Below are 19,082 nucleotides of genomic sequence, written 5' to 3'. Positions count from 1 at the left end.
AAATTTATTTCTATGTTTTCAGTCCGTAAGATACGGCTTATTTTTAAAATGTTGGCGCTTATTGTTTGGGCCAAAATTTCTGCCATCTTTCTAGTCGCAACTCTGAATTGACTTTACTGATAAAATCTTCATAATCTTTTTCATTTCTAACATTCAATGGAAGTATTTTATCTGATATTATTTTATAGATAACTTTTTTTATTTTTTCAACCTCATCGTCGTCATCTATCAATGAAATTAACTCTACCATAAGTGAAACAATATTTCTTTCACTAAATTCAGGATACATATTGTAGAGTCCTTCATAATTTCCTACTGGTGTTGCTTTAAAATCGAACCAAACATCTTTCGTTATTCTATTTCTACTAGACTGTTCTATAACTTCATCTGAAACATCTATGCTATCTCTCCGTCTTTCTTGTTTGGAAATAAGTTGATAAATCCTTCCTTCAATTTCTTGATCGAGCATCAATATTTGTTTCTTCTTATTCTTTCTACTACTAATTGATTCACTTAATTTAGCATAGCTAAATGTAAAAAAACCAACCATTACACTTGATAAAAGCCAGATCCCAAAACTTGTATTTACAAACCTCCAAAGTTTTTCTTTTGTGATTGTTTTTTCTCCCATGATTTCTCTAATTAGTCCTGTTTAGTGACACCAATAATTACGCCAAATTCACCATCTTGTTGTTCATAGTTTTTAGCTGGTAAATAGGTTTTTGAAACAAACCCATCTAAATATAAAGCATTTTTACACCCATTTTCTTTAAAAAAGCTAGCAAAATCATAAAAGTTGATTTTTTCTTTGCTCATCGCAAATAGTAAGTTTCCATTTGGCAATACACCTACTCCATTTCTAATATTGAGGTTTTTAGAGCCTTTAGTTAGCTTTTTATGTAGTTTTCCATCAATTACTAACATTGGTCCTGATTGTGTTGCGTATTTGATGTTTTTAGTTTGACTAAATGCTTTTGTGGTACAAATGATAGGATAATTTTCTTCTGTAATGTAAAACACGCCATTCGGCTGTAGATAGAAGTTTCCATACCCTTTTTCTTTTGTATCTAATGGAGCTAATAATTTTCCGTTTTCAATATAAATTCCTTGTGGCGATTGATCTTTTTTGTACATACCACCATTCATGGCAAACATCAATTCTTGTTCATTCGCTTTAAGCTCCGTTTTTAAATGTTCTGCATTTCCATAGATTTCTCCTTCTTCATTTTTCCAATAAAAGTGTAATTGTGCAACTTTCGGATTTACTTCATATGCAAGAATTCGAGAAGTATCATATTGTTTTATAGACTCTTGCTTTTCGCAAAAATTAAAAAATACTACGAATACAATTAGGCTACAGCCAAAGAATAGTTTTTTAAGAGTCATATGATATATTTTTCGAAAACTTTAAATCAAAAGAAACGTCTTGAATCTTGGTTCTATTTTCTTTACTCTGTTTGATTAATACCAACGTTTTTTCTTCTTTTTAGAAGCTTCGGATTTACGTCCTTTTTTGTATTTACTACCTTTCTTTTTATGAACTATTGGTTTTGCTTTGGGATCTAACGGATATGGATGTTCTTCTTCCACATGAATTACCGTATTGATTAATTGCTGAATATCTTTGATGTATCCTTTTTCATCTGCCGAACAGAATGACAATGCCATTCCTGAAGCGCCAGCACGAGCTGTCCTTCCTACTCTATGTACATATGTTTCAGAAACATTTGGAATATCAAAATTGATTACTGTATCTACATTTTTAATATCGATTCCACGCGCAGCAACATCAGTAGCTATTAAAATTTTCGCTTCTCCTTTTTTGAATTCGTTTAGCGCAACCTGTCGTAAGGGCTGTGCTTTATCTCCATGAATACTGGCTACTTTGTAGTTGTTTTTAAGTAATGTTTTTTCAAGCTTATCTACTCCATATTTGGTACGTCTGAAAATAATAACACTTCCTTTGATATTATTTCGTAGTAAATGTAAACAGAGTTCTATTTTTTTAGGTTTTGGCACATAATACAGCATTTGGTTGACACCTTTTGCCGCAGATGATGTTGGAGATACTTCTACAAATTCAGGATCTCTCAGAATGGAGTTTGCCAAATGTTCCACTTTGTATGGCATCGTTGCTGAGAACAATAGAACTTGTTTTCCATCTGGACATAATCGTTCTATTTTTTTGACATCATCAATGAATCCCATATCTAACATTAAATCAGCTTCATCTAACACTAAAGTTTCTATATAATCCAAGTTGACAACATCTTGCTTGTGTAAATCGAGGAGTCTTCCAGGTGTTGCTACTAGTATGTCTATTCCTTTTTTGAGCATGTCTTTTTGTGGTTGAATAGACGCTCCTCCAAAAATTACACCTGTACGTAAATTTGTGTATTTACCGTATGCTTCAAAATTCTCTTCAATCTGAATTGCCAATTCACGTGTTGGACATACGATTAAAGTTCGTATTTTTTTTCCTTTTTTTGGCGCATCTTGCTTGTCAAACAATAATTGTAAGATGGGTAATGCATATGCAGCCGTTTTTCCTGTTCCTGTTTGTGCAGACACAATAATGTCTTTTTTAGCTAAGATGGCAGGAATTGCACGTTCTTGAACTAATGTTGGTGCTGAGTAGTCTTTTTCAGATAACGCACGAATAATAGGTTTGTTGAGTTTTAGTTCTTTGAATTGCATTCAGTATTTTTTTGAAACGATTTCCGCAAAGATACATCAAGGTTCGTTTTATGTTGTCTTTTTTTAGAAAAACTATGATTTACAGCTATCTGATTACATTTTCCTTTTTATCCTTTATAAGGTTTTATCAAAAATTCATCCTTTCTTCAACTTAAAATTAAGTTGTATAATTGTATCGCTAATTAATTAAAACTCATAAAGTAATGATCACATTAACTAAGGCAGAAGAGAAAATAATGAAAATTCTCTGGGATATTGAAAAAGGTTTTATCAAAGATATTATTGAACAATATCCAGACCAAAAGCCACTTTACAATTCTGTATCAACAATTGTTAGGGTATTAGTCCAAAAGGAAATCATAGGTTATAAAGCTTATGGTAACTCGCACCAATACTATCCATTGATTAGTAAAGCAGCATATAGTAAAGGGCAAATGAAGCGCTTAGTAAGCGATTATTACAATAATTCACTTTCTCAAGTTGTCAATTTTTTTACAGAGAGTAAAAAACTAGATGATGAAGAATTGGATGAAGCAATGAAAATGTTAGCAGCATTAAAAGAGAAAAAGAAATGATGAAATTTATCATATATCTATTAGAGTCTAGTGCCATATTAGCGGTATTCTATGTACTTTACATTGTTGTGATGAAGAAAGAGACTTTCTTTTCACTTAATCGATTTTTCCTCATGGGAATCGTCGTTTTTTCATTGCTATTACCTTTAATGAGTTTTGATATTAGCCAAGGTAATGTAGCTGTTATAGACAATTCTGTTGAGGAATTTAGCAAATTAAGAATGTCTTACTATGAAACGATGGAAACATGGGAGTATGAGGTTTATACACCTCCAACTTCTTTGGACAATACAACGACTACAAAAGTTATTGAATCGTCGCCAGTTGATTGGATGCACATTGTATTTATGTTTATAATTAGCATATACATCATCGGAGTATTATTCTGTCTGTCTAGATTGTTTTTGACTTTTAGAAAACTTCGAGAAATGATCTTGAAACATCCTCATATACAAATAGATGGAGTCACCGTTGTGAGCGTTTCACATCCTATTGCTCCTTTTTCATTTTTAAAATACGCTTTTGTGTATGAAGGAAACATTGACAAAGTAGAACTTAATCAAATTATTGCTCATGAAAAAACACATATTGAACAGAAGCATTCTGTTGACTTAATATTTGTACAATTTTTAGCTACATTTCTATGGTTTAATCCATTGATTTGGAAGCTTATTAACTCTCTAAAAACAATACATGAATATATAGCAGATAAGAAAATAATTAAAGCAGGTTATTCCTTAGTTGATTACCAGACCTTACTTTTGAGACAATTAGTTAGCAACAACTCATATGGGTTGGTACACAATTTTAATTTATCATTTATAAAAAAAAGGATAACCATGATGAAAAGTAATAAATCAGGATTTTTTGGAAAATTAAAAGTAGCGCTTACTATAACTTGTGCTATTTTATTTAGTCTATTGTTATTTCAATGTAATTCTAAAACTGAAGCAGAAAAAGATCAAGGTTCTGCGAAATTAGAAGCTAATTTGAAACAATATGAAGAAGTTTTGAAAAAGTATAAGGGAGATAAAAATAGTGTTTATACAACTGATATGCTTCCAAGCCCAACGTTTGCCATTTCAAATGATAAGTTGTTTGTTAACGGAAAGGCTTGTGATATTAGTGAAGTTGAATCTATTCTTAAAAAAGAAGTAATAGATATCCACAATTTCTTTAAGCCAAAACTAGATAGTCTTCAGAAAATAAAAAATGAAGGGAAACCTTCAGAAACTAATAAAATTACTTCTGTACCCAAAAAAGAATCGACAGGTAGACATTATTCGGTACGACTAAAAATTGACGGTAATCAGTCTATGAAAAAGGTAAGAGAATTTCAGACAGAGCTAAGAAGGTTAGATAGAAGGAAAATAGTTTATTATGGAGAGACAGCTTCAGGAAAACAAATGATTCAACCATTTTTAGTTCCTCCTTTTCATTGGGCAAATCCTTCTCGCGACGATTCTTTACAACCAAAAGTTAATTTGACCAATGCCGCCATAAAAGGTAATGTAGCCACATTAGATGGTATTGAATATCTTCAACTTGATTTAAGTAGTACTGAAATAAATTACAAAGAAGAAGTTTATCAATTTGTAAAAAAACATGCAGATAAAAAATCAATAGCGTATTTAGTGCGTGTAACATATAACGATACAGATACTTTTGAAAATTTTTTAACAAACCTTGCTGAAGTATTTCAAGGCTTTGAAAAAGTATTTCATATACGTTCTCAAGAATTATATGGCAAAGATGATTATCATGAACTAAACGAGTCAGAATATCTTGCTATGAGAGAAGGAATAGCAAAAGCTGTTTTTATAGCAGAAAAATAAATAATGTGAATTCTATATAGTTTTTATATAGACCTCATATTAAACAATAAAAAGCGAAGGTGATTTGTGTAAAATCGTCTTTGCTTTTTTTAATTTATTTATCAGTTTTTTATTTTTTTATGAGTATCACGTCTAATTTTAGGTTATTCTTAAGTTTAAAAAACTAAATATGATACTTATCATCATATTTTCTTCGTCCAATTTTGAATTCTATTGATGTATGTTTTTTCTATGTAACGTCAACTTTGAATTAAACAACTATTTATCCTATATATGATTTTTTGATGCTTAATAGCTTCAGAGAAAGAGTTGTCATTTATTATTGACTCCTGATTATCAACACTTAACACGTTATTATAAGCTTAATTTTTAGGCATAAAAAAAGCTCCTTTTACAAGGAGCTTTTCACTTTGAGCCGATGGAGGGACTCGAACCCACGACCTGCTGATTACAAATCAGCTGCTCTAGCCAGCTGAGCTACATCGGCAAAGCGGTTGCAAATATAAAAACCTTTTTATTTTTTGCAAACCTTTTTTTTATTTTTTTACAGACTATTGATTTTTGTTACCAAATCAGTCGCTTTTGTCTCTAGTGTTTGTCTGATTCCTTTGAAGTGTGCTTTTGTGTTTTCAACACCTCTTTTATTTACTTCTGCAATCAATTCATCAAAACTTTTGATAGATTCGTCAATGATTGCTTCGCTTTTTGCAACATCTTCTCCTGGGTTCGCGATTTGCCACAATAAGGCAGCATCAATAATATCTCCAAAAACGTAGTTTAAGTCCTTTTTTAAATCTCTTTTATTTGACATGATTTATAATTTTTTGCAAATTTAAACTAAAATGGTATATAATTTGTTATAAATAGCACAAATGTTATTTAGTTTCAATTTATTTATCTAGTTTTAAACTATGAATGCTTTAGTACAGTTATATCGTCAATTTATGAATCGCAATACGAAAACCCAACGTGTTATGATTTGTATTCCTGTGTCGTATATGAAACGCTCGTACCCTAAGCATCAACGTAAGTATTAGTTAACAATTCTATATCTATATCATAAACTTATAAGGTGCTTTTTACAAAGCACCTTTTTTATTTTTAAACAATTAATTTTTTAAATCCATTTATTATGAAATGTATGTCAAGATTCCAAAAGATGATCACAAAAATGAACCTAATTACGAATCCCTATTCGAGATTTTTTAATTCGTATACACTTTCTGAACCGATACCACTTTTGTTACATCACTAAAATTTTAAAATTATGAACACTTTAGCACAAAATATTATACAAACAAACATTCAATTTTTAGTTACGAAGAAAGTAACTAATGCCAACGGATTTTTACATCCACATATACTATTTGATAAGATTCAAGTAGTAGCCACATATCCAATTAGAGAATTTTATCTTCACGATGTTCCAAATATTGTTGAATATACGTTTCAAATGAACAAAAGCGCTCGTTTAAACGATAATTTAACGATTCAGGCACAATTGATCCAACAAGACGAAAAAACGCTTAAAGTTCGAATTATGGTGACGAAAACAAAGAAGAAATCAAAGACCGAAGAAGTTATTTGTAGTGCTTTGTTTGGTTTTCCTTTGCACAAACAACCAATTCGAAAGGTTTCTTAGGTTAACCTAACTTTTTAGAGATAAGATTCCCAAGTTGTGTGTGACTTGGGATTGTTGGATTATAAAAAGAAATGCTTTTCATTTTAAGATTTAGCATTTTATATATAATTCCATAATACTTCTTTATACAAATTTGTTTCACAAATTCACTCGAAGTGACTATTGAGTTACGAAGTGATCTAAAATCTACTTTATATATACTTCTAGAAGTTCTGAAGCTTCTTCCGCAATTACAGTTGCATTTTTAATGGAAGCTGGTAATAGCAATGTTTCACCAAATGAAAGTGTTTCTTGATAATCTTCTGTTTGAAATGAAACGTTTCCTTTCACACACATGTATATGACAAATGAATCTTTGTCGTCATGATTTAACGTTATTTCTCCTTGTAATGGTAATAAGTTAGTTGTAAAGTATGGACAATCAACTATGGTAGATGTTTTGTTTACTTCTGAGGTATATTCTTCTTTGTAGTTTTTATGTAGTGTATAATCGATCGCATCAAGCGCTAATGCTGTATGTAATTCACGGGAATTTCCTTCTGCATCTACTCTATTCCAATCGAATATACGATACGTGATATCTGAAGTTTGTTGAATTTCTGCTAATACGATTCCACCACCAATGGCGTGAATTCTGCCAGTAGGCAAAAAATACACATCTCCTTTTTCTACTTTTTCAAAGTTAAGAATATTCGTAAGTGTATTGTTATCTACATGTTTTTGATAGTCTTCTTTGGTAACTTCTTGATTGAAACCAACTATGAGTTCTGCACCTTCATCTGCCTGCATTACATACCACATTTCCGTTTTTCCGAACGAATCATGACGTTTTTTTGCCAAGGCATCATTTGGATGTACTTGAATGGATAAATCGCTCTTAGCGTCAATGTATTTGATTAATAGTGGAAATTTAGTACCGAATGCATTGTATACTTTTTCTCCTAGTAATGCTGCTTGAAAAGTTTCGCTAAGTTCTTGTAGTGTTTTCCCTTGTAATTTACCTGTAGCAACTACTGAAGGATCGCCTTTTACGTCCGATATTTCCCAACTTTCACCAATTGCATCACCTTGGCTGTTTTTTTGCAACATAGTTTGCAATTTGTTTCCTCCCCAAATGCGTTCTTTGAATATTGGACTAAATTTTAACGGATGTAATTTCATATTATTCTCCTGTGTATTTTACGAAGTTCCTTGGTGTTTCATATAACACAACTTCTAGATCTAGTGCTAAAGAAATGTGTTTTCTAAGTTTATTCCAAATTACTACTACTATGTTTTCTGCAGTAGGATTTAGATTTTTGAATTCTGGAACATCTAAGTTTAAATTTTTATGATCGAAAGCATCTTCTACTTCTGATTTTATCAAATCTTTGAGCACTTTTACGTCCATTACATATCCTGTTTCTGGATCAATTTTTCCAGTGACACTTACAATCATTTCGTAATTGTGTCCATGAAAGTTAGGGTTGTTACATTTGCCAAAGACTTCATTATTTTTTACATCATCCCAATCTGGTCGATATAATCTGTGTGCAGCATTGAAATGTGCTTTTCTACTTACGGTAACTTTCATGTGTTTATAGTATTTGTTTTTTATTGGTCACATGCTGTTCGCTAATAATCATCGTCTTTAGTGATAAATCTTTTAACATGCTCATTTCATTTATCAACTTTTATGTGTTGGTAAAATTTGTCAAATATTATTTTGAACCAAGCTGTGTATTGATCTGGATTTTCTCCAATATCATCTTTTACCGCTTGCACTTCCATCCATTTCCAATCGGCTACTTCATCAGGGTTGATTTCGGGAGCTTCATTGTAGGTTCCTATCATTACATGATCGTATTCATGTTCGGTAAGACCGTTATCAAATGGAGCTTTGTATATGAACGATACTGCTTCCGCAAGATCGGTAACAAAACCCATTTCTTCTTGCAACCTTCGTTTACCTGCACTTATGTTACTTTCGCCATCACGTTGGTGACTACAACATGTATTTGTCCATAAACCAGGGGAATGATATTTGTGTAAGGCGCGCTGTTGCAGCATGAGTTCGCCTTTATTGTTAAGAATAAATACTGAAAATGCTCTGTGTAAGAGTGCTTTTTCATGCGCTTCGATTTTTTCCATTAAACCGATTTGCTCATCATTTTCATTTACTAAGATTACGTTTTCTTTTGCCATATTTTTTGTCGAAAAGCAAATTTACGAAATAGCTTTCGGTGCTGATAATTATTATTTGCTATTTTAAGGTAAAATTAACATAAGTTATTAGAATACTCGTATGAACTAATAGTTGATTTGTTTTTTAATTAAAAAACGGAAGTATTTTTCATATTAGTAAGCCTAAAGCATTACTTTTTTGAAGCAAAAAAAAATTTTAGCTTTTCTAAATTTATGCTTCATTTTTCCATTCTGTTATACATTGCCAACAATTAATTGTAGTGCGGTTTTTTTATCATTAATTGCTAGTGAACTTATGTTTAGATGTCAATTTGAGTTATTGAATAACGCGTTTTTTACAGAAATACTACATTCTGTATGATTTCAAAAATATTGTTTTGGTCTAGTTTTATCGTAATTAATTTTTAAAACTTTTATTATGAAAAAACAACATTTAAATTCATTGCAATTAAACAAAAGAGCTGTTTCAAATTTTAAGTCTAATGAAATAACAGGAGGTAAAAAAATAACTTTGACTATAGCTAAATCGTGTCTTGGTATTTGCTATAGTGATCTTTGTAATACAACTGATTGAGTTAAAGGTATGAAAACCTTCTATTTTGAAACTCATTTAAATAAAAAAACCTCCGCTAAAATCGGAGGTTTTTTGTTTTATCTTTCTGTAACAATAAATTCACTACGCCTGTTGAGTTGGTGTTCTTCTTCAGAACATTTTACACCATTACTACATTTGTTTACATGACGTGTTTCTCCGTAACCAGCTCCAATAAGTCTGCTGGCGTCAATTCCTCTTGAAATGATGTAATCTCGTGTTGATTGATTTCTACGTTGTGATAATCGCATGTTGTACGCATCTCCTCCACGACTGTCGGTATGTGAACGTACGTCGATTTTTAGTGTTGGATATTGTTTCATCACCGTTACTACTTTTTCTAATTCTGCAGCAGCGTCAGGACGAATATTCGATTTATCAAAGTCAAAGTAAATGATTGGGATGTTTAAGATTTTGGCTAAATCATCTCCAACTTCAAAAGGAATTTCTTCTTTTTCAAGCAATAGTGTTACTTCTCTTAGTCCTTTTTCTTCTTGTTTTGGTAATAAAGCTTCTGCAGAGTTGTAATCTTTTTTAGAAGCTCTTACAAAGTATACTTCATCACAGTCAAGTAGTCTTTTAAATCTGAATTTACCATCTATTTCACTATAGGTATTTTCTAATTCTTTGTTGTCTTTATCAAATAGTTTTACGTTTGCTCCTGCAATGATTTCATTTGTTTTTTCATCTTTCACGACACCTGCAATTTCTTGCTCACATGTCCATTGAATTTCTTTCATTTGAATGAATGAATAGATATCATCATCACCTTGTCCGCCATCTCTATTGGATGCAAAGTATCCTTTTTTGGTTGTACTATTGATGATGAATGTAAAATCGTCCATAGAGCTGTTTACAGGTTCTCCAACATTGAATATTTCACTATCTTCTATTTCAAGATTCATCACAAAAATATCCAATCCACCTAAACCAACATGTCCGTCAGATGCAAAATAGAATTCATTTTTCTCGCTGATGAATGGGAAGTTTTCTCGCCCTTCCGTATTAATTGTTTTACCAAGATTTTTTGGTTTCCCAAATGTTCCATCGTCATTGATATCTACAACATATAAATCAGACATTCCATAACTTCCTGGCATATCTGAAGCAAAATATAGTTTTTTCTCATCTACACTTAACGCAGGATGCGCTACAGAGTAATTGTTACTGTTAAATGGTAATTCTTCAATATTTATCCAACGATCACCATCACGTTGCGCTCTGAAGATTTTTAGTTTATTAATTCCTTTTTTGTCTTTTTTGTATTTTCCTTTGTAATAGTTGTTACGTGTAAAATACATCGTATTTCCATCTTTTGTAAAGACAGAGGTAGATTCGTGATATTTTGTATTTAGCTTTCCTGAAAATTTATCAACATTGGCTAAACTTCCATTGTCGGCAACTTCTGCTCCGTATAAGTCTAAGAATGGGCGTGCATTCCATTTATGCTTGTAACGTAAAGCAACTCCAGTATCTCTTGCAGAAGAGAATACTAAGTTATCTTCATAGAATGATGGTGCAAAGTCTGAATATGGTGAATTTACACTTAGATTTTCTATACGAAAACGCCCTGATTGTTCCGCTATTTCATCTAAATAGTTTCGTGTTTTTATAAATTTTGTTCCGCGTAAATCACTCTCAGTTAGCTTATTAAATTCTTGCATTTTTTTATCTGATTCTGCATAACGCTTTTCAGATTTTAATGCTTGCGCATAACGGAAATAGTATTCTGGTTCTATTTCTTCTCCGAGTTGAAAGAGTTCTCTATACCATTTGGAAGCGTTTACCAAATCAGCATTGAAATAGTAAGCATTCCCTAGTTTCTCAAAGAGTTCTTTTGATTTATGTCCTTCTTCTGCAACTTTCTCATAGATTTCTATTGCGTTGATGAAAGCGTATTTATTATAGTTTTCATCTGCTTTTTCAAGTTCTTTTTCTTGTGCATAACCTACAAGAACGAATAAACTTAACAGTGTGTATAGTATATATTTTTTTCGAGTCATCATTGTTGGTTTTTAGAAGAATCTTGGTGAGATTATTTTGTCGCGGTTATTGAATAGTTCGAAACGTAAGAATACTTCATACGAACCGTCATTGAATTGTGTATTTCCAAGTTCGGTTGTTTCACGATCATAGGCAAATCCAACCATAAAACTGTCTGATAGTTGCAATCCGACAAGTCCACTAAAGGCTGCACTCCAACGATAGGCTGCTCCTAAAGTTAGTTTGTCATTGATTAAAAAGTTTGCTGATAAATCTGCCTGTAAAGGCGCTCCAGACACAGCTTTGAATAGTACTGCTGGTTTGAATTTTACACTATCGCTCATATCAAATACATATCCACCGATTAGGTATAGATTGATTCGCTCTTTTGCAGTTGACAGTGACGATTCATCAAAATGTTTTGTTTCTAATAAGTTTGGTGCAGATAGTCCTACGTACCATTTTTCAGAGTTTCTATAATATATTCCGGCTCCTATGTTTGGTGAAAATTTGTTATCAATATTGCTTTGTAATAATACATCTTCAGGATTGTATTGATTTAAACAATCAAAACATACATCTAATAAGTGTCCACCAGCTTTTATACCAAAGGAAAGTTTTCCATTTTCAGAAGTGTTAACTGTATATGAGAAATCAATATCGAAGTACGTTTCATCTGTTGGACCGAGTTTGTCATTTACGATTGAGAACCCTAGTCCGACTTTCCCTTTTGTCCCAATTGGTGTATGCAAGTTTAGTGTTTGCGTTGTTGGTGCTCCTTCTAAACCCACCCATTGTGAACGATGCAATCCTGCCATACTAAATACTCCTCTTGAACCTGCATAGGCTGGATTGATACTTATGGTATTGTACATGTATTGCGTGTACTGAGCGTCCTGTTGTCCATGCATTTCTAGTGAAAGTATGATACTCAATACTCCTATGATGATGATGATTTTATTTCTCATTATAGTATGCTATGTTTTTGTTTATTATTTATAGCAAACACACTATCGAAATAGTGTGTTTGCTTATCAATTTTATCGTTGTATGTATAAGTAACCTGCTCTACTCTTATTAACTCCGTTGGCTACATAGTCAACAACGTAGTAATATGTTCCTACTGGTAATAATTTATTCTGTTGTATTGTAACTCTACCGTTAGATACTCCACGGAAGTAGTTTCCGTTTTGTCCATATCCTTTTGTTTCGTATACTAATACTCCCCATCTGTTGTAAATTCTAACTTGATTGTCTGGGAACAATTCAATGTTTCTGATTGTGAACACATCATTATCTCCATCTCCGTTAGGCGTTACTGCATTGAAGATTTCAAGATCATCTGTTGAAGGTGATACGTTGTTTGGTTCTAGATAATCTGGCGTTCCATTTGCATTTGCATCTGTAGCATCACTGTTATCTCCATCTCCATTTGGATCAGGGTTTTCGTCTTCGGTTGGAACTCCATCACCATCATCATCTGTATCACGATAATCTTGATCTTCTGTTCCATCTGTATCAGGTAAATCATCTGTTGGATCATCTACAGCGGCTCCATTTGGATCATTATATCCTGAAGTATCTCCATCATATGCATCATCGACACCGTCATTATCAATATCAATTCCACTTGGCATTACATCAGGAATTCCATCTCCATCATAGTCATGACCTTCTACAATATCTAACGCTCCATCGTTATCACTATCTGTGTCAATATAATCAGGATTATCTGTTCCATCTGTATTTACAGGATCAATTCCTTCTCCTGAACCTGGTGTTACTTCATAGGCATCATCTAATCCATTTCCATCAACATCCATTCCACTTGGAGGAACATATCCATCAGTTGTTTGTGCTTCAACGTTATCTAAGATACCATCATCATCACTGTCTTGATCTAGATAATCTGGAATCATATCTCCGTCAGTATCAACAGGTGTTTCTGGGTTTGGTCCGGCTTCGACCGTATCAATAATACCATCATTATCACTATCAATATCTAATAGATCTGGAATTCCGTCACCATCCGTATCTTGATCTCCTTCTACTCCGTTTGGTATTCCATCACCATCACAATCTCCATCAGGATCTGCGCCTGGATTCGGATCACATGGATCACTTGGGTCACTCGGTCCTGTAGGTACAGTTGGTGTACTCGGATCATCGATTCCTGTTATTTCTTCACAATCTGTTAATCCGTCTCCATCACTATCGACTGTGTTAATTCCTGCTGGATCACATGGATCATTCGGATCACTTGGACTTCCTGGTACCACACCAAAGTCACTTGGAATTAATGGTGTACTTGGATCGTCAACTCCAGTTGTCTCTTCACAATCCGTTAATCCGTCTCCGTCACTATCAACTGTGTTGATTCCTGCTGGATCACATGGATCATTTGGATCACTTGGACTTCCCGGTACCACACCAAAGTCACTTGGAATTAATGGTGTACTTGGATCGTCAATTCCTGTTGTTTCTTCACAATCTGTTAAGCCATCTCCATCAGTATCAGTTGTATTAATTCCGATTGGATCACACGGATCATTTGGATTACTTGGTCCAGTTGGTACAGTTGGTGTGTTTGGATTGTCCATTCCTGTTATCTCCTCACAATCTGTTAAGCCATCTCCGTCACTATCTACTAATGAACTTGTCGAGATTGGATCACATGGATCGTTTGGATCACTCGTCGGTCCATCATCATCGTTTGGTGGTGATAATGGTGTACTTGGATCATCAATTCCTGTTGTTTCTTCACAATCTGTAAGTCCATCTCCATCAGTATCAGTTGTATTGATTCCGATTGGATCACACGGATCATTTGGATTACTTGGTCCAGTTGGTACAGTTGGTGTGTTTGGATTGTCCATTCCTGTTATCTCCTCACAATCTGTTAAGCCATCTCCGTCACTATCTACTAATGAACTTGTCGAGATTGGATCACATGGATCGTTTGGATCACTCGTCGGTCCATCATCATCGTTTGGTGGTGATAATGGTGTACTTGGATCATCAATTCCTGTTGTTTCTTCACAATCTGTAAGTCCATCTCCATCAGTATCAGTTGTATTGATTCCGATTGGATCACACGGATCATTTGGATTACTTGGTCCAGTTGGTACAGTTGGTGTGTTTGGATTGTCCATTCCTGTTATCTCCTCACAATCTGTTAATCCGTCTCCGTCACTATCTACTAATGAACTTGTGGAGATTGGGTCACATGGATCATTTGGATTACTCGTCGGTCCATCATCATCGTTTGGTGGTGATAATGGTGTATTCGGATTGTCCATTCCTGTGATTTCCTCACAATCTGTTAAGCCATCTCCGTCACTATCAACTAATGAACTTGTTGAGATTGGATCACATGGATCGTTTGGATTACTCGTTGGTCCATCATCATCATTTGGTGGTGATAATGGTGTGTTTGGATTGTCCATACCAGTCGTCTCCTCACAATCTGTTAAGCCATCTCCGTCACTATCTACTAATGAACTTGTTGAGATTGGATCACATGGATCATTTGGATTACTCGTTGGTCCATCATCATCATTTGGTGGTGATAATGGTGTGTTTGGATCATCAATTCCTGTTGTTTCTTCACAATCTGTAAGCCCATCTCCATCAGTATCAGTTGTATTGATTCCGATTGGATCACACGGATCATTTGGATTACTTGGTCCAGTTGGTACAGTTGGTGTGTTTGGATTGTCCATACCTGTCGTTTCCTCACAATCTGTTAAGCCATCTCCATCACTATCGACTAATGAACTCGTTGAAATTGGATCACATGGATCGTTTGGATTACTTGTTGGTCCATCATCATCATTTGGTGGCGATAATGGTGTGTTTGGATTGTCCATTCCTGTCGTCTCCTCACAATCAGTTAAGCCATCTCCGTCACTATCTACTAATGAACTCGTTGAAATTGGATCACATGGATCGTTTGGATTACTCGTCGGTCCATCATCATCATTTGGTGGTGATAATGGTGTGTTTGGATTGTCCATTCCTGTCGTCTCCTCACAATCTGTTAAGCCATCTCCATCACTATCAACTAATGAACTTGTTGAGATTGGATCACATGGATCATTTGGATTACTCGTTGGTCCATCATCATCATTTGGTGGTGATAATGGTGTGTTTGGATTGTCCATTCCTGTTGTTTCCTCACAATCTGTTAAGCCATCTCCATCACTATCAACTAATGAACTTGTTGAGATTGGATCACATGGATCGTTTGGATTACTCGTCGGTCCATCATCATCGTTTGGTGGTGATAATGGTGTATTCGGATTGTCCATTCCTGTTATCTCCTCACAATCTGTTAATCCGTCTCCGTCACTATCTACTAATGAACTTGTGGAGATTGGGTCACATGGATCATTTGGATTACTCGTTGGTCCATCATCATCATTTGGTGGTGATAATGGTGTGTTTGGATTGTCCATTCCTGTCGTCTCCTCACAATCTGTTAAGCCATCTCCGTCACTATCTACTAATGAACTCGTTGAGATTGGATCACATGGATCGTTTGGATTACTCGTTGGGCCATCATCATCGTTTGGTGGTGATAATGGTGTGTTTGGATTGTCCATTCCTGTCGTTTCCTCACAATCTGTTAAGCCATCTCCATCACTATCTACTAATGAACTTGTCGAGATTGGATCACATGGATCGTTTGGATTACTTGTTGGTCCATCATCATCATTTGGTGGTGATAATGGTGTGTTTGGATTGTCCATTCCTGTTGTTTCCTCACAATCTGTTAAGCCATCTCCGTCACTATCTACTAATGAACTCGTTGAGATTGGATCACATGGATCGTTTGGATTACTCGTTGGGCCATCATCATCGTTTGGTGGTGATAATGGTGTATTCGGATTGTCCATTCCTGTTATCTCCTCACAATCTGTTAAGCCATCTCCGTCACTATCCACTAATGAACTTGTCGAGATTGGATCACATGGATCGTTTGGATTACTCGTTGGGCCATCATCATCATTTGGTGGCGATAATGGTGTGTTTGGATTGTCCATACCTGTCGTCTCCTCACAATCAGTTAAGCCATCTCCGTCACTATCTACTAATGAACTCGTTGAAATTGGATCACATGGATCGTTTGGATTACTTGTTGGTCCATCATCATCGCTTGGTGGTGATAATGGTGTATTCGGATTGTCCATTCCTGTTATCTCCTCACAATCTGTTAAGCCATCTCCGTCACTATCCACTAATGAACTTGTCGAGATTGGATCACATGGATCGTTTGGATTACTCGTTGGGCCATCATCATCATTTGGTGGCGATAATGGTGTGTTTGGATTGTCCATTCCTGTCGTCTCCTCACAATCTGTTAAGCCATCTCCGTCACTATCTACTAATGAACTCGTTGAAATTGGATCACATGGATCGTTTGGATTACTTGTTGGTCCATCATCATCGCTTGGTGGTGATAATGGTGTATTCGGATTGTCCATTCCTGTTATCTCCTCACAATCTGTTAATCCGTCTCCGTCACTATCTACTAATGAACTTGTGGAGATTGGGTCACATGGATAATTTGGATTACTCGTCGGTCCATCATCATCGTTTGGTGGTGATAATGGTGTATTCGGATTGTCCATTCCTGTGATTTCCTCACAATCTGTTAAGCCATCTCCGTCACTATCTACTAATGAACTCGTTGAAATTGGATCACATGGATCGTTTGGATTACTTGTTGGTCCATCATCATCGTTTGGTGGTGATAATGGTGTGTTTGGATTGTCCATTCCTGTTGTTTCCTCACAATCTGTTAAGCCATCTCCGTCACTATCTACTAATGAACTTGTTGAGATTGGATCACATGGATCGTTTGGATTACTCGTTGGTCCATCATCATCGTTTGGTGGTGATAATGGTGTCATTGGGTTATCTAATCCTGTAATTTCTTCACAATCAGTTAAGCCATCTCCATCACTATCAACCATATCGTAACAATCATTATCTGTGATCGTTACCGTTCCACTATCACTAGTGTTTGAAGTGTTTCCATTAATAACTGTTCCATTAACTACAAAGTCTTCAGTAGGTTCTCCAATAGTATCATCCGTAATTGGAATTGATACATTCACAGTCGTTTGTCCTGCTGGAATTGTTACCGTAGTTGTTGTTGTTGTATAATCGTTTGGATCTGTCGCACTATTATCTACAGTAGTGATATTTACAACCGTATCAACACTACTTGGCGTATCTAACGTTACTGGTACACTTGCACTTCCATCAGCTTCATCTACTGTTACATCTCCAACTGTTAGCATTGGTAGACCATCGTTGTCTGTAATTGTTACCGTACCACTTGGGTCAGTGTTTGATGTATTACCACTTGTAACCGTTCCGTTGACTGTAAAGTCTTCCGATGGCTCATCTATTCCATCTTCTAAGATTGGAATACCAATACTCACCGTTGTCTGTCCTGCTGGAATCGTTGCAGTTTCTGTAGTTTCTGTATAATCAGCTGTTCCAGCTGTTCCTGTAGTAGTTGTGATACTTACTACTGTATCTACATTACTTGGATTACTTATACTTACTGGTACACTTGCAGTCCCAACTCCTTCATCTACCGTTACATCTCCTATTACAATTGACGGTATATCATTATCGTTGATCGTTACTGTTCCACTATCTGAATTGTTACTTGTGTTGCCACTTGTAACTGTTCCTGTTACCGTAAAGTCCTCCGTTGGTTCACCTGTTGTATCATCCGTAATTGGAATTGATACATTCACAGTCGTTTGTCCTGCTGGAATTGTTACAGTGACCGTAGTGCTTGTATAATCATTTGGATCTGTCGCAGTATTATCTACAGTAGTGATATTTACAACCGTATCAACACTACTTGGCGTATCAATACTTACTGGCACACTTGCGCTTCCATCTGTCTCATCTACGGTTACATCTCCGATTGTTATTGCTGGAGCAGTATTGGTATCTGTAATTGTTACCGTTCCAGTATCTGATGCATTAGAAGTGTTCCCACTTGCCACCGTTCCAGTCACGGTAAAGTCTTCTGTTGGTTCACCTGTTGTATCATCCGTAATTGGAATATTAACATTTACCACTGTCTGTCCTGCTGGAATCGTAGCAGTAACCGTTGTACTTGTATAATCAGCTGGATCTGTCGCACTGTTGTCTACCGTAGTAATTGATACCACTGTAGCTACACTACTTGGATTGTCAATACTTACTGGTACACTTGCTGTTCCATCTGACTCAGTTACTGTTACATCTCCGATTACTATTGATGGTAAATCATTATCTGTGATTGTTACCGTTCCAGTATCTGATGCGTTAGAAGTGTTCCCACTTGCCACCGTTCCAGTCACGGTAAAGTCTTCTGTAGGTTCACCTGTTGTATCATCCGTAATTGGAATATTAACATTTACCACTGTCTGTCCTGCTGGAATCGTAGCGGTAACCGTTGTGCTTGTATAATCAGCTGGATCTGTCGCACTGTTGTCTACCGTAGTAATTGATACCACTGTAGCTACACTACTTGGATTGTCAATGCTTACTGGTACACTTGC

General features: G+C 35.1%; 13 protein-coding genes and 1 tRNA gene. 3 read left to right on the top strand and 11 right to left on the bottom strand.

Going from position 1 to position 19,082, the window contains the following annotated elements:
* Positions 1–58: 58 nt before the first annotated feature.
* From Q0828_RS22435 to Q0828_RS22425, 3 genes are all read right to left on the bottom strand, one after another.
* Positions 59–631 carry a hypothetical protein gene (locus Q0828_RS22435; protein ID WP_298426960.1) on the bottom strand — a complete coding sequence of 191 codons (573 nt, stop codon included), beginning with the start codon at positions 629–631 and terminating at the stop codon, positions 59–61.
* 11 nt (positions 632–642) lie between these two features.
* A complete protein-coding gene (locus Q0828_RS22430) occupies positions 643–1,386 on the bottom strand; it encodes a phosphodiester glycosidase family protein (protein ID WP_298426957.1) in 744 nt (247 codons plus the stop codon).
* Positions 1,387–1,461: 75 nt separating this feature from the next.
* Positions 1,462–2,697 carry a DEAD/DEAH box helicase gene (locus Q0828_RS22425; protein ID WP_298426954.1) on the bottom strand — a complete coding sequence of 412 codons (1,236 nt, stop codon included), beginning with the start codon at positions 2,695–2,697 and terminating at the stop codon, positions 1,462–1,464.
* Between the two features lie 203 nt (positions 2,698–2,900).
* Here Q0828_RS22425 and Q0828_RS22420 point away from each other — a divergent pair, with 203 nt between their 5' ends.
* Together Q0828_RS22420 and Q0828_RS22415 are read left to right on the top strand one after the other, a co-directional pair.
* Entirely contained in the window at positions 2,901–3,272 is a 372-nt protein-coding gene (locus tag Q0828_RS22420; RefSeq protein WP_298426951.1) for a BlaI/MecI/CopY family transcriptional regulator, read from the top strand.
* Entirely contained in the window at positions 3,269–5,107 is a 1,839-nt protein-coding gene (locus tag Q0828_RS22415) for a M56 family metallopeptidase (protein WP_366523624.1), read from the top strand. The genes Q0828_RS22420 and Q0828_RS22415 overlap by 4 nt, the downstream gene beginning before the upstream one ends.
* Before the next feature lie 413 nt (positions 5,108–5,520).
* Here the strand turns inward: Q0828_RS22415 and Q0828_RS22410 are convergent.
* Both Q0828_RS22410 and Q0828_RS22405 read right to left on the bottom strand, forming a co-directional pair.
* Positions 5,521–5,594: transfer RNA gene (locus Q0828_RS22410), tRNA-Thr, on the bottom strand.
* 57 nt (positions 5,595–5,651) lie between these two features.
* Positions 5,652–5,918 (bottom strand): hypothetical protein, encoded by a 267-nt coding sequence (locus tag Q0828_RS22405; protein ID WP_298426948.1) that lies wholly within the window; start codon positions 5,916–5,918, stop codon positions 5,652–5,654.
* Between the two features lie 456 nt (positions 5,919–6,374).
* On the opposite strand from Q0828_RS22405, the gene Q0828_RS22400 reads away from it, so the two are divergent.
* Positions 6,375–6,749, top strand: a complete 375-nt coding sequence (locus Q0828_RS22400) for a hypothetical protein (RefSeq protein ID WP_298426945.1) — start codon at positions 6,375–6,377, stop codon at positions 6,747–6,749.
* Positions 6,750–6,935: 186 nt separating this feature from the next.
* Here the strand turns inward: Q0828_RS22400 and Q0828_RS22395 are convergent, their stop codons facing one another.
* The 6 genes from Q0828_RS22395 to Q0828_RS22370 form a co-directional block, all read right to left on the bottom strand.
* Positions 6,936–7,910: a type I phosphomannose isomerase catalytic subunit gene (locus Q0828_RS22395; protein WP_298426942.1), complete on the bottom strand. Its 975-nt coding sequence runs from the start codon at positions 7,908–7,910 to the stop codon at positions 6,936–6,938.
* Position 7,911: 1 nt separating this feature from the next.
* Positions 7,912–8,322: a 6-carboxytetrahydropterin synthase gene (locus Q0828_RS22390; protein WP_298426939.1), complete on the bottom strand. Its 411-nt coding sequence runs from the start codon at positions 8,320–8,322 to the stop codon at positions 7,912–7,914.
* 86 nt (positions 8,323–8,408) lie between these two features.
* Positions 8,409–8,933: an isopentenyl-diphosphate Delta-isomerase gene (idi, locus tag Q0828_RS22385; RefSeq protein ID WP_298426936.1), complete on the bottom strand. Its 525-nt coding sequence runs from the start codon at positions 8,931–8,933 to the stop codon at positions 8,409–8,411.
* Between the two features lie 651 nt (positions 8,934–9,584).
* Positions 9,585–11,528, bottom strand: a complete 1,944-nt coding sequence (locus tag Q0828_RS22380; RefSeq protein ID WP_298426934.1) for an OmpA family protein — start codon at positions 11,526–11,528, stop codon at positions 9,585–9,587.
* A 12-nt stretch (positions 11,529–11,540) separates the two neighbouring features.
* A complete protein-coding gene (locus Q0828_RS22375; protein WP_298426932.1) occupies positions 11,541–12,476 on the bottom strand; it encodes a type IX secretion system membrane protein PorP/SprF in 936 nt (311 codons plus the stop codon).
* 72 nt (positions 12,477–12,548) lie between these two features.
* Positions 12,549–19,082, bottom strand: a 6,534-nt coding sequence (locus tag Q0828_RS22370) for a Calx-beta domain-containing protein (protein WP_298426929.1), incomplete at its 5' end; no start/stop codon positions are given.

Source organism: uncultured Kordia sp. (genome assembly GCF_947496985.1).
Taxonomy (GTDB): domain Bacteria; phylum Bacteroidota; class Bacteroidia; order Flavobacteriales; family Flavobacteriaceae; genus Kordia.
The sequence above is the reverse complement of the archived record's forward strand: the minus strand, read 5'-3'. Positions and strand labels throughout refer to the sequence as shown.